We start from the raw sequence: 11940 nt of genomic DNA, 5'->3' as shown, positions 1-11940 counted from the left end.
TCCTCCTCATTGGAGACGTTAACAACGTCAGTTGTCAACAGTGGCGCGCGCATCTGTTATCGGAGTGGCTCTCGTGTTGTGATCTCTGCCGATGAAACGCCAGCTACAGGCGGTTTGCATCGATCAGGTCAAGGCCCAGGGCGGTGGCGTCGTGGATGACCGCCTTACCGTCACGGCGGCTGCGTACCAAGCGTGCTTGCCTCAGCGCCGAGGTGTGTTCGGACGCTGATGCGGGGCTGATCCCGAGGTTGCGGGCGATATCACCGGTGGTGTGCTCCGCGGTCAGCACGCGCAGTACCGCGGCTCGGGTCGATCCGAGTATTGCCGCGAGTGGGTCGGATTCAGCACCGACACTGAGGGTCAAATCGATGGGGGCGGGGTACGCCAGGACGACCGGCTGCTCGCCGAGCTCACCGACCAGGGGTGGTCCCGCCCAGAAAACGCTTGGCGTCAACACGATGCCGCGGCCACGCAGCGCGATGGTGGTGCGTTGGGGACTGTCGATCTCAAGGCAGTCGCCATTCCATCGTGCGCCGGGGACAATCTTGCCGAGGGCGGCCCGCACACCGTGGCGCGCCATCACGCGTCCCTGCCGGACGAGTTCAATCTGATGGTTCGCCTGGATGTCGGGCCAGTACGGTTCCAGCACCGCTTTGTAGGCGCCTTTCGTCATGCGCCCCAATGCCACAGTGGCTTCGCGATCACCGGCGATGGCATGCCGGAGATACGGTGGCGCCCCGGCACCTTCGGTGGGGCCGCGCCCGAAGACGGCCAACTCTGCCAGCGCCTGCTGCCGATTCAGCTTTTCGATGGACCGCATACCCTCATCGAAGCTGTCGCCCAGCACGGTGGGCGACAGTGACCACGAAAAGTGGCTCACCACTGTACGTCCCGGTGCTGCCGCGATGGGAAATGCTGCCAGTGCGCGACAACGCCACCGCTCGCCCCACGGTGTGCGAATACCTTGCCGTAGTGCTCGTGTCGCGAACTTCATCTCCAACAAGGGCGCAGGCATGGGCAGAAACCTCGTCAAAGCAAGGTCATTCGCCGTGAAGATGAGTCGCAACACGCTGGCCTACAACCCGCTGCGGACCGCTTTGACGAGCATTTCCACACAATATGCCCATACCTGCCCGCACACCCATGAAATGTCTGCGTGGAACTGTCGGGAACGCAAACTACCTGTGAAACCGCATGGGGATGCTGCGCGGTCCCCGGATGGCGGGGGCATCCCTCCAGCTGACGGGGCCAATCACCTCGGGTCCGCGCGCCAGGATTTCACCGATGGCCACCGTGGTCTCCAGCTTGGCCAACGCCGAGCCCAGGCAATGGTGTGCGCCATATCCGAAGGCCAGCGGCGGGGTGCTCTTGCGGCCCAGCCGGAACTCCGCGGGATCGACGAACACCTGCGGATCGCGGTTTGCGGCGGCAATCGCGATGAGCACCGTCTGGCCCTCCCGGATCATGTGCCCGGCCAGATTGTGGTCCTTGGTCGCAACGCGCGCGGTGCCCTGCACCGGACCGTCGAGCCGGAGCAGTTCGGTAACGACCGCCGGGTCGTCGGGGTCGATCTCGTCGGCCAGCCGAAGGCCGTGGGGGCGTGGGGCAAGCAGACGAAGCATGCTCGCGCCCAGTAGGTTTGCCGTCGTCTCATGACCCGCGATGGCGATCATCAACGCCATGGTCACCACGTCTTCCAGCGACAGGTTGATATCGGATGCGATCAGGCTGAGAAGGTCATCTCCGGGGTGTACGCGGCGGTCCGCGGCCAGCGGCAGAAGTTCGGTAGCGAGGGTCGCGCCCGCGGAGGTGCCGGCGAGGACAGTCTCGACGTCGGCGAAGGCCCCGAGCATCTGGATGATGACCGGCGACTCCTGGCGAAGGACGGCTGACGCCGCATCGTCCAGGCCGAGCCACTCGCCGATGATCGCGATCGGCAACGGCAGGGCGATATCGGTCATGAAGTCGAAAGTTTCTCCAGCTTGCGGATATTCGACGACCTGAGCGGTGATGGATTGCACGCCTTCGCGCAGGCCGGCGATGAACCCCGGGGTGAATACGTCGCGGACGGCGCCCCTGAGCTCGGTGTGGTCGGGTCCGTCGACGAAGAGCATGTTTCTGCCGAAGTCGGACAGGTCGAGGTACTCGGGGGCCGAGGCCCGCATCTGCGGGCTGGCGAGGGGATCGCTCGACCATCCGGTGCCACCCAGTACCTCGCGGGCCGGGTGGTAACCCAGAACCACCCAGGTTCCGGCATTCTCGTCCCAGACCACGTCGCCGCGGGCCCGCAGGTTTTCGTAGTAGCGGTAGGGATCCCTTGAATCCCAGGGAATCCGGGGTGCGATGGGGTTAGCAGTGGTCATGGTGATCCAATCCGAAGGGCAGGCCTCGCTCGCGGACCCATCCGACATGCTGTTTACCTAGCGGGGAAATGGCTTCGGCCACACCATCGAGATCATCGAGCAGCGCGTGCGTGTGCACTGTCGCGTTGAGCGTTGCCGAGAGCGCGCTGATGTTCAGATTGATCCGGGCCAGGAACACCAGATCGCTGGGGATCGACATCTGATGCAGCGTCTGGAAGTTCAGCAGGGAACGGGTCGCGCTGTTCGATATCTCACGGGTGAATGTCACCGGCTGAGGGCCCCGGATGTCCTGCACGGTTGCCCCGAGCCACTGAAAGACATCGTGAGCTGACAGCGAGGAGTCGGCGGCGAAGTATCCGGCATCGACCATCAGCTGGCGTAGGTCTTCGCGGCGTTCCTCGGCGGCCGCGCGAATCATCTGCACGAGCCGATAGCGCAAGGACTCGGGCACCACCTTGATGCAGCCGAAGTCGACAAAACCGACGGACCCGTCCATCCCGAACCGATAGTTGCCCGGATGCGGGTCGGCGTGAAACAGATTCGCGTGCCGAAATGATCCGGTGCTGAAACGCCAGATCGTCTCCACCCAAACATCTTTGAGGTCCTGTTCCGCCCGTTGTGCGGCCATCCAATCCAGGCCGTCCAGATAGGTCATGGTGAGCACCCGATTGCCGGACGCTTCAGATATCACCTCGGGTATCCGGATAAAGGGATGGTCCGCGTAGAGCGCCGCGAAGGCCCTGATATTCGCCGCTTCGTGCCGATAGTCCAACTCCTCGGAGATGCGTGCGGCCACCTCGTCGGCCATGAGTCGATGGTCCAGTTGTGGCCGAGGCCCGGCAATACCTGTTGCGAAGCGCAGGAAAGTGGCCATCAGCTCCGCGTTCGATAGATCGTGCTCGATGGCTTGTGCCACACCGGGATACTGGACCTTGACGGCGACCGGGCGACCATCGTGAAGGGTCGCTCGATGCACCTGGCCGATCGACGCCGCGGCGATCGGATCATCGCTGAATTCGGAGAAGAGTTCTTCGACGGATCTCCCAAGATCTTCTTCGAGGGCCTGGCGCGCCAACAAGGGATGCATGGGCGGTGCGTCAGCCTGCAGGCGCGTCAAGGCGTTTTGATATGGGGAAAGCTGGTTGTAGCCGTGGGATGCGATATCGGCGACCGAGAAGATTTGGCCGGCCTTCATCAGGACGCCCTTGGAGTGTCCGAGTAGTTCGGTGTAGCGCTCGGCGGTGCGTTCGTGGAACCGTTCGACGGCGCCGGTGTCCCCGGCCTTTTCGCGCAGGCCCGCGACGAGTCGCCCGCCTGCGGCTCGGGCGGTGAAGCCGGCCAGCGGCATGGTGCGCCGGATTCGGCCGCGCGGGATGGGATTGTCGCTCACAGCTGGACACCAATCTTTGACGGGTCTCGCGGCTCCAATCCGAACGGCAGCCCGCGCTCCCGCACCCATGCCACATGTCGTACCCCGAGCGCAGTGGTGGGCTCGGCGACACCGGTCATGTCTTCGACGACTGCGCGGGCGTCCACCGTGGCACCCAATTTGGACAGGGTTGACCGCACACCCAGCGGAACCCGGACGAAGTAGATGAGATCGGGCGGCAGCGCGATGCGTGCAGACAGTGAGTTCGGGCTGCTGGTGTCCAGGGTGGCCATATTCCGGTTGACCAGTTGGGCCGTATAGGTAACAGGTTGCGGACCAACAACATCCGGATTGTTCTGGTCCATCCACCGGTGCACTTCATCGGTCGTCATGGTGGATCCGGCGGGTATGAACCCGGCTTCGGTCATGATCGAGTGCAGGTCCCCGATTCTTTTCTGCAGGTTGGCGACGATCATTTGTATCCATGCCAGGCGCAGGCGTTCGGGAATGATCTTCACGGACCCGAAGTCGACGATCCCGATCGATCCGTCGAGGCCGAACCGGTAGTTCCCCGGGTGCAGGTCCGTGTAGAACGCCGAGGCGTGTTGCAGAGGGGAGAGGCTGAATCTCCACAGCGCCTCTCCCCACGTGTCTTTGAGTTCACGGCTGGACTGCTGAGCCTGCGCCCAGCCGATCCCGTCCACGTAGGTCATGGTGAGTACCCGGTCGCTGGATAGCTCCGGCACGGCCTCGGGGACTCGGATGAAGGGATGCCCACGGAACAGCTCGTGGAATGAGGCGATGTTGGCGACCTCGCGGCGATAGTCGAGTTCTTCGGCGATCCGTTCCGAAATGTCTTCGGCCGTCGCGCGCAGGTCAATGGCGACGCTGCGACCGAGCAGGGACAGAAAGGTCCGCAGGAAGGTCGTGACGAGTTCGGTGTTCGCGAGATCTTCCTGAATGGCCTGGGCCACACCGGGATACTGAATCTTGACGGCGACCTTGCGGCCGTCATGAAGGACGGCGAGATGGACCTGGCCTATGGATGCCGACGATATCGGCTCGTCGGTGAACTCGGCGTATGCCTTGTCCACCGACAGCCCGAGCTCGGATTCGATGATCCTCCGCGCCAACGCGGGGTCCATGGGCGGTGACTGGGTCTGCAGCTTGGCCATCGCTCGCTCGTACGGGGAGATGCGTCCATCACCCATCGCACTCGTGTCGATGCTCGAGAAGATCTGGCCGGCCTTCATCAGGACGCCCTTGGAGTGGCCGAGTAGTTCGGTGTAACGCTCGGCGGTCTTTTCATGGAAGCGATCCACGGCGCCGGTGTCTCCGGCCTTCTCGCGCAAGCCTGCGACCAGTCGGCCGCCCGCGGCCCGGGCGGTGAATCCCGCCAGCGGCATCGTGCGCCGGATGCGGCCCCGGGGAACCAGGTCCTCTGTCATGACTACCTCCTACCGGTGAGCCAGAGCAGCTGTTAAAGTACTCACTGAGTGACACTAAGTGATTACTTGGGAGACGTCAATGGTTGAGATTTCCACAAAAGAACGCCTGGTCGCCGAGGCCATGAGGCTCTTTGGCGAGCAGGGGTACAAGGCGACTAGCGTCGCCCAGATCGAGAAGGCGGCCGGTCTTACTCCCGGATCAGGCGGGCTCTATCACCACTTCAAGTCCAAAGAAGCGCTGCTGGAGGCGGGCATCGATCGTCAGCTCGATCGCCGGCGCGCGATGCGTGACATTCGCGCGCTATTTGGTGGACTCGGTGACCTGCGTAACGAACTCACCATGATGGGTCGCTACCTGCTGACCGTGCTCGATGAGGAGTCGCAGCTGCTGCAGATCGCATCGAGTGTTCCGGCCGGTCACCTGGCCCGGCTCGATACCGCCTATGCCGCACTCTTCGATGGCCTCTACGCCGAGCTCACCGACTGGGTGCATGGCTGGGCCCCGGACATGGGCAAGGCGCAAGCGGAATCGATTGGGGCGCTGGGCGTCAACGCACTTTTGGGCAAGCGTGCGACCAGTACGGTTTTTCGGGCGCCGACCGCCGCCATCGCCGACGAGGACTACATCGCGGAATGGACGGCTGTACTGGCTACCAGGATCGAATCGCTGCGCTAGTCTCCGCCGGTGGCCATGACACCGGAGACCGTGCCCGTTGAGTCTGCGGTACCGCGCAGCCGGATCGTCGTCGCCTCCATGGTGGGTACAAGTATCGAGTTCTTCGACTTCTACATCTATGCCACCGCGGCGGTGCTGGTGTTCCCAACGTTGTTCTTTCCCAAGGGGGATGACACCGCGGCGCTGCTGTCGTCGTTCGCGACGTTCGGGTTGGCTTTCGTTGCCCGCCCCGTCGGCTCCATGGTGTTCGGGCATTTCGGCGATCGGATCGGCCGTAAGGCCACCCTCGTCGGATCGCTGATGACCATGGGGGTCGCGACCTTCGCGATCGGGCTGCTGCCGACCTTCGATGCCGTCGGCTACTGGGCGCCCGCGCTGCTCTCACTGTTGCGCTTTTGCCAGGGTCTGGGATTGGGCGGGGAGTGGTCGGGGGCCGCACTGCTGGCGACCGAAACCGCCGAAGAGGGGAAGCGGGGCTGGGCGGCGATGTGGCCACAGCTGGGCGCCCCGATTGGATTCTTCTTCGCCAACGGCACCTTCCTGCTGCTGATGCTCGTCATGGGCTTCGACGCCAAGACGGCTACGGCCAACCATGCGTTCCTGTCCTGGGGTTGGCGAGTCCCATTCCTGGCCAGCGCAGTCATTGTGGTTGTCGGCCTTTATGTCCGGCTCAAACTCACCGAGACGCCCGTCTTCACCCAGGCGATCGCCGAGGGCAAGAAGGTGCGCGCGCCGCTGGCCGAGGTGGCCAAGACCTCGTGGCGCCAGCTGGTGATCGGAACGTTCGTCATGCTGGCGACGTACACGATCTTCTACGTCGTGACGACCTGGGCAGCGTCCTACGGAACGGGGAAGGTAGTCGACAAGTCCGGGGTCAAGCTCGCGATCAGTTACGTCGATTTCCTACAGATGCAGCTGATTTCGGTGCTGTTCCTCGCGGCGTGCGTGCCGATATCCGGACGGCTGGCCGACAGGTATGGCCGCAGGCCGGTGCTGCTGACGTTCACCGCCGGGATCATCGTGTTCGGGCTCTCATTCGGCTGGTTCCTCGACCCCTCGACGGTGAACAAACCGATGATGTTGGTGTTCTTGAGTGTTGGAATGGCATTGATGGGTTTTTCCTTTGGGCCGATGAGCGCCCTGCTGCCCGAGCTGTTCCCCACGAATGTGCGCTACACCGGGTCTGGGATCGCGTACAACTTCGCCTCTATCATCGGAGCCGCCGTCGCGCCGTTCATCGCCACCTGGCTGGTGCACGACTTCGGCGTCGCATGGGTAGGGGTCTACCTATCGGTCGCCGGTGTGTTGACATTCGGCGCATTGCTCGTCGCGCGCGAGACCCGGGGGGTGGATCTCGCCGAGGTCTGATTCAGCTGCCCAAGTCGATCGAGGGGAAGTAGATGACCTGCCCCACGGAGAGCTGATCGGGGTTTTCGATGAGGTTGGCCGCCGCCACCATCTGGACCGCGATCTGTGTCCGTGCGGTGTTGTAGTCGCCGTAGTTCTGCTGCGCCAGCTTCCAGAGCGTGTCGCCGGAGACAACGGTGTGGCGCCGGTTGAGCCGAGGCTGGATCAGCACGGAGCCGGGTTCGGGGTTGTCACCGCTGAGCTGATTGGCGATGGCAATCACGATCCAGAGCGTCCAATCGCCGTACCAGCGGTCCGCGAGCACCTGCAGCGTCTCGCCCGGCATCACGGTGTGATGTCCCACGTTGGCGAGGTCCGGCATCAGCAGCCATTCGCCGACAATCAGGTCGCGCTGCGATACACCGCTGGGGCTCTCGAACACCCCGCTCATCGAGAAGCTGCCGTAGAAATGTTCGGCGATTGTGCCCTTGGTGTCGCCCGCCTTGACCTGGTACCGATAGGTGACATACGGGATTTCAAGTTCCTGCCCCACCTCGATGAGATCAGGATCGGACAGATCGTTGACCACCGCGATCACCCGGTAGCGGCGTCCGTCGCCGTAGAACATTTCGGACAGTTTCCACAGGCTGTCACCACTGCGGACCGTGTAGGGGCCGCTGACAGGTAGTACATGTGTTTCGGTCATGCCCATAGCGTCATCTGGGCGTGCGTCCTGGGTCGCGAGTAGTGCGCTACTCGATATGACGGACCGCGACCGCGGTTGTCGGCGACTGTGATGTCCGCCGCTTAGGGCGGCACACTAGGCTATGGCGACGTGAGCGAACGTCCAGTCGTGCTGATTGCCGACAAACTTGCCCAGTCGACCGTCGAAGCACTTGGTGATGGTGTGGAGGTGCGCTGGGTCGACGGCCCGGATCGTCCCGCACTGCTGGCCGCGGTACCCGACGCTGACGCGCTGTTGGTGCGGTCGGCGACCACCGTGGACGCCGAGGTACTGGCAGCCGGCACCAAGCTCAAAATCGTCGCGCGTGCCGGCGTCGGCCTCGACAACGTCGACGTCAAGGCCGCAACCGCCCGTGGTGTCCTGGTGGTCAACGCACCCACCTCGAACATCCACAGCGCCGCCGAGCACGCCGTCACCCTGCTGCTGTCCGCCGCGCGGCAGATCCCGGCCGCCGACGCCTCGCTCAAGGCGCACACCTGGAAGCGTTCGTCGTTCAACGGCACAGAGATCTTCGGCAAGACCGTCGGTGTGGTGGGTCTGGGCCGCATCGGCCAGCTGTTCGCGCAACGCCTTGCCGCGTTCGGGACGCACATCGTCGCCTACGACCCCTACGTCTCGGCCGCTCGCGCCGCCCAGCTCGGCATCGAGCTGCTGACCCTCGACGAACTTTTGGGTCGGGCAGATTTCATCTCGGTGCATCTGCCCAAGACCCCGGAGACCGCGGGTCTGATCGGCAAGGAGGCGCTCGCCAAGACCAAGCCGGGCGTCATCATCGTCAACGCCGCACGCGGTGGGCTTATCGACGAGGCCGCCCTGGCTGACGCGATCCGCAGCGGTCACGTCCGCGGCGCCGGGCTTGACGTGTTCTCCACCGAGCCGTGCACCGACAGTCCGCTTTTCGAGCTCGACCAGGTTGTGGTGACCCCGCACCTGGGCGCCTCGACCAGCGAGGCCCAGGACCGCGCCGGTACCGATGTGGCGGCAAGCGTGAAGTTGGCCCTGGCAGGCGAATTCGTACCCGACGCCGTCAACGTCGGTGGGGGAGTCGTCAGCGAAGAGGTCGCGCCGTGGCTTGAGGTTGTCCGCAAGCTTGGTGTGCTCATCGGGGCCGTCTCCGAGCAGTTGCCCACCTCGCTGTCGGTCGACGTCCGTGGCGAACTGGCCTCCGAAGACGTTGCGGTGCTGAAGCTTTCCGCGCTGCGCGGACTCTTCTCGTCGGTGATCGAGGACCAGGTGACCTTCGTGAACGCTCCGTCGATCGCTGAGGAGCGTGGCGTGAGTGCGGAGATCAGCACGGCCACCGAGAGCCCCAACCACCGCAGCGTTGTCGACGTGCGCGCCGTGTACGCCGATGGTTCGGTCATCAATGTGGCGGGCACTCTGTCCGGCCCGCAGCAGGTACAGAAGATCGTCCAGATCAACGGACGCAACTTCGACCTGCGTGCCGAGGGCGAAAACCTGGTCATCAACTACGCCGACGTGCCCGGTGCCCTCGGCAAGATCGGCACCGTGCTGGGTTCGGCCGACGTCAACATCCAGGCCGCGCAGCTGAGCCAGGACGCTTCGGGCGAGGCGGCCACCATCATCCTGCGTATCGATCGCAGCGCCCCGGATGCCGTACTCGACGAAATCCGCGCTGCCGTCGGTGCGACAACCCTTGAGTTGGTTGATCTTTCATGACAAAGCTCGCGATCATCGCCGGCGATGGCATTGGCCCCGAGGTCATCGGCGAGGCTGTGAAGGTGCTCGACGCGGTACTGCCCGGTGTCGAGAAGACCGAATACGACCTGGGTGCCCGCAGGTACCTGGCCACCGGTGAACTCATGCCCGATTCGGTGCTCGACGAGCTGCGCGGACACGACGCCATTCTGCTTGGCGCCATTGGTGATCCCTCGGTGCAGAGCGGAGTGCTGGAGCGCGGTCTGCTGCTGCACACCCGATTCGCACTCGATCACCACATCAACCTGCGCCCCGCCAAGCTGTATCCGGGCGTGACGGGTCCGCTGGCGGGTAACCCGGTCATCGACCTGGTGGTAGTGCGCGAGGGCACCGAGGGGCCGTACACCGGTAACGGCGGCGCCATCCGCGTGGAGACCCCGCACGAGGTCGCCACCGAGGTCAGTCTCAACACCCGCTTCGGAGTCGAGCGTGTGGTGCGCAACGCGTTCCAGCGCGCCGAGGCCCGCAGCAAGAACCTGACGCTCGTGCACAAGAACAACGTGCTCAAGTACGCCGGTTCACTGTGGACGCGGACCGTCGACGAAGTCGCCACCGAGCATCCGGACGTGCAGGTGTCCTACCAGCACATCGACGCCGCCACCATCCACATGGTCACCGATCCGGGCCGGTTCGACGTCATTGTCACCGACAACCTGTTCGGCGACATCATCACCGACCTGACGGCCGCCGTCACCGGTGGAATCGGTTTGGCTGCAAGCGGAAACATCGACGGTTCGGGCAAGAACCCTTCGATGTTCGAGCCGGTGCACGGCAGTGCGCCCGATATCGCGGGGCAGGGGATCGCCGATCCCACCGCCGCTGTGGTGTCGGTGGCCCTGCTGCTGGATCACCTTGGCGAGAAGGAAGCCTCGGCGCGTGTGGAGAAGGCTGTCGAACAGCACCTGGCCACTCGGGGCGCGGAGAAGCTGTCCACCTCGGCCACCGGCGATCGGATCGCCAGCTTCCTGTAGTCCTGACCGAGTGCGAGCCTCACGCGGAAATCCAGTCGGAAAATCGCGTCAGGCTCGCATTCGGCGTTATTGGGCGGGTTTCTCCAGCTTCACCGGCACCAAACCGACAGCGGCCAAAGGGAACAACGCACACACGGCGAAGGCTGCGGAGAATCCCACCGCCGTGGCGATCGCCCCGAAAACCGGCGGTGCCACGGCGGCGGCCAGCAGCTGGCCGGTGTTCTGTGCGCCCAGGGCGCGGCCGCTCCAGAACGGTCCCGCGATTTCCGCGATCGATGTGTACGCCAGACCGTTGTCGGACACCGTGATCACCGACGCCACCAGCATGACGACGACGCTGATGGACCAGTCCAGTTGATTGGTGAGAGCCAATAGCGCCATGGCGGCTGACGCGGCCACCGCGATGGCCCGGATCGGGCGCATACGTGAACCCCAACGATCAGACCACATTCCGGCGGCAACCCGGCCGAGCGCGCCGGCCAGCTGCGCCACCGTCACCATGATGCTGGCCGCGCCGATGCTCCACCCTCTGTCGGTCACCAGCCACACCAGGGTGAAGGTCCACACGACCACCTGGGGAACCACCAGCAGCACCGACACCGCGTGGATCAGCCACAGCACCCGCGAACCGCGATAGGGGTTGGACAGGTGTTCCTCGGGTGCTTCCGAGCGCGGTGGTCGCGGCGGGTCGATGATGCCCACCAGGCAGATCGCCGAGGACACTGCGCACACGGCCGCCGGGAAGATCAATGCCGTTGCCACACTGTGGCTTTCCGCGATGCGGGGGATCACCAGGGCGCCCAGCGCAACTCCGAGTGGTTGCGCCATCTGGCGGATGCCCATCACCGTGCCCCGCTGGCTCGGTGGGAACCACCCCACCACCACGCGCCCGCTGGCCGAGTTGCACGCTGCCGCAGACGCCCCGCCCAACAGTAGGAAGACGCCCGTGAGCACCAACGACGGTGCCTCGGCTGCGGCGAACGCGGCCAGGGCGGTCAGCGCCAGACCGCTTACCAACGCGATCCGCTCACCGAATCTGTCGATGAGCGCGCCCCATGCGATGAGTGTCAGCACCATCCCGAAGCTGGGCATCGCCGACAGCAGCCCCGCGTTGGCGAGATCCAGGCCGCGTTCGGTGTGTAAGGCGGGGATGAGAAATGCCACACCGTTGATGAAGACATTGGCGGCGGCGGTGGACCCCAGGGAAATGGCCAGCATTGCCCAACGGCGTGCTGTACCAACCTCATCAACACGAACCATGAGTGCCATGGTTCCACATCTATCTCAAATTGTTGAACTACT

The 11940-nt window shown here is 64.3% G+C and carries 10 protein-coding genes; 4 read left to right on the top strand and 6 right to left on the bottom strand.

Going from position 1 to position 11940, the window contains the following annotated elements; all coding sequences use genetic code 11:
* Positions 1 to 103: 103 nt before the first annotated feature.
* The 4 genes from BB28_RS16365 to BB28_RS16350 all read right to left on the bottom strand — a co-directional run bounded on the left by BB28_RS16365 (position 104) and on the right by BB28_RS16350 (position 5180).
* Positions 104 to 1069, bottom strand: coding sequence for an ArsR/SmtB family transcription factor (locus BB28_RS16365; RefSeq protein ID WP_046254261.1), 966 nt, complete (start codon positions 1067 to 1069; stop codon positions 104 to 106).
* Positions 1070 to 1178: 109 nt separating this feature from the next.
* A complete protein-coding gene (locus BB28_RS16360) occupies positions 1179 to 2363 on the bottom strand; it encodes a cytochrome P450 (RefSeq protein ID WP_046254260.1) in 1185 nt (394 codons plus the stop codon).
* Positions 2350 to 3753 (bottom strand): ABC1 kinase family protein, encoded by a 1404-nt coding sequence (locus BB28_RS16355; protein WP_046254259.1) that lies wholly within the window; start codon positions 3751 to 3753, stop codon positions 2350 to 2352. The genes BB28_RS16360 and BB28_RS16355 overlap by 14 nt, the downstream gene beginning before the upstream one ends.
* Positions 3750 to 5180, bottom strand: coding sequence for an ABC1 kinase family protein (locus BB28_RS16350; protein WP_046254258.1), 1431 nt, complete (start codon positions 5178 to 5180; stop codon positions 3750 to 3752). Before BB28_RS16350 ends, BB28_RS16355 begins: the two co-directional genes overlap by 4 nt.
* 79 nt (positions 5181 to 5259) lie before the next feature.
* Between BB28_RS16350 and BB28_RS16345 the strand changes: the two genes are divergently transcribed.
* The gene (locus BB28_RS16345; RefSeq protein WP_046254257.1) at positions 5260 to 5856 is read left to right on the top strand and encodes a TetR/AcrR family transcriptional regulator; all 597 of its coding nucleotides are present in this window, start codon (positions 5260 to 5262) and stop codon (positions 5854 to 5856) included.
* Positions 5857 to 5871: 15 nt separating this feature from the next.
* Entirely contained in the window at positions 5872 to 7224 is a 1353-nt protein-coding gene (locus tag BB28_RS16340; protein ID WP_046254256.1) for an MFS transporter, read from the top strand.
* Between the two features lies 1 nt (position 7225).
* Here BB28_RS16340 and BB28_RS16335 read toward each other — a convergent pair whose 3' ends face one another.
* Positions 7226 to 7909 carry a LysM peptidoglycan-binding domain-containing protein gene (locus BB28_RS16335; RefSeq protein ID WP_225421944.1) on the bottom strand — a complete coding sequence of 228 codons (684 nt, stop codon included), beginning with the start codon at positions 7907 to 7909 and terminating at the stop codon, positions 7226 to 7228.
* Positions 7910 to 8056: 147 nt separating this feature from the next.
* On the opposite strand from BB28_RS16335, the gene serA reads away from it, so the two are divergent.
* Both serA and BB28_RS16325 read left to right on the top strand, forming a co-directional pair.
* Positions 8057 to 9628 (top strand): phosphoglycerate dehydrogenase, encoded by a 1572-nt coding sequence (gene serA, locus BB28_RS16330; RefSeq protein WP_109550713.1) that lies wholly within the window; start codon positions 8057 to 8059, stop codon positions 9626 to 9628.
* Positions 9625 to 10638, top strand: a complete 1014-nt coding sequence (locus BB28_RS16325; protein ID WP_046254253.1) for a 3-isopropylmalate dehydrogenase — start codon at positions 9625 to 9627, stop codon at positions 10636 to 10638. Before serA ends, BB28_RS16325 begins: the two co-directional genes overlap by 4 nt.
* A gap of 66 nt (positions 10639 to 10704) precedes the next feature.
* On the opposite strand, the gene BB28_RS16320 is transcribed toward BB28_RS16325, so the two are convergent.
* Positions 10705 to 11907: an MFS transporter gene (locus BB28_RS16320; RefSeq protein ID WP_046254252.1), complete on the bottom strand. Its 1203-nt coding sequence runs from the start codon at positions 11905 to 11907 to the stop codon at positions 10705 to 10707.
* Positions 11908 to 11940: the final 33 nt, after the last annotated feature.

It is taken from the genome of Mycobacteroides chelonae CCUG 47445, from assembly GCF_001632805.1.
Lineage (GTDB): Bacteria > Actinomycetota > Actinomycetes > Mycobacteriales > Mycobacteriaceae > Mycobacterium > Mycobacterium chelonae.
Note: the sequence above shows the minus strand (reverse complement) of the source record. Positions and strands in the feature narration are given on the sequence as shown.

What these genes read in the sequence shown, in the direction of transcription:
- BB28_RS16345 (WP_046254257.1), top strand. Translation starts at nt 5,260, where the DNA reads ATGGTTGAGATTTCCACAAAAGAACGCCTGGTCGCCGAGGCCATGAGG.
- BB28_RS16350 (WP_046254258.1), bottom strand. Translation starts at nt 5,180, where the DNA reads ATGACAGAGGACCTGGTTCCCCGGGGCCGCATCCGGCGCACGATGCCG.
- BB28_RS16340 (WP_046254256.1), top strand. Translation starts at nt 5,872, where the DNA reads ATGACACCGGAGACCGTGCCCGTTGAGTCTGCGGTACCGCGCAGCCGG.
- BB28_RS16360 (WP_046254260.1), bottom strand. Translation starts at nt 2,363, where the DNA reads ATGACCACTGCTAACCCCATCGCACCCCGGATTCCCTGGGATTCAAGG.
- BB28_RS16320 (WP_046254252.1), bottom strand. Translation starts at nt 11,907, where the DNA reads ATGGCACTCATGGTTCGTGTTGATGAGGTTGGTACAGCACGCCGTTGG.
- BB28_RS16325 (WP_046254253.1), top strand. Translation starts at nt 9,625, where the DNA reads ATGACAAAGCTCGCGATCATCGCCGGCGATGGCATTGGCCCCGAGGTC.
- BB28_RS16335 (WP_225421944.1), bottom strand. Translation starts at nt 7,909, where the DNA reads ATGACCGAAACACATGTACTACCTGTCAGCGGCCCCTACACGGTCCGC.